Annotated in this window: 1 pseudogene; it reads left to right on the top strand. The window is 46.1% G+C overall.

The window, feature by feature from the left end:
• Positions 1-267: pseudogene (locus tag ACWPAB_RS15490) on the top strand (IS30 family transposase); the annotation flags it as partial.

The following is a 267-nucleotide window of genomic DNA, read 5'->3' as shown; positions in this document are numbered from 1 at the left end:
TTTGATCACGGTAAACGTCATAAAAGAAGACAAGACCTTCGGTCGCGCTATAACCAAGCAGTAGGCACCTCAATTGAGATTCGCAGTGAGTCAGCTAATCGGCGAACCGAAAAAGGACATTTAGAGATGGATACAGTTCGCGGTGGTCGCGGGTCAAAGGCTGCTGTTTTGACCATTGTCGATCGGGTGACACGTTTAATGGCGACAACTAAGCTTGAAAACTTATCACAAAATGCTGTTCTCAAGGGATTTGCAAGACTGATGGTG

The sequence above is a fragment of the Lacticaseibacillus sp. 30 genome (genome assembly GCF_053819265.1).
Note: the sequence above shows the minus strand (reverse complement) of the source record. Positions and strands in the feature narration are given on the sequence as shown.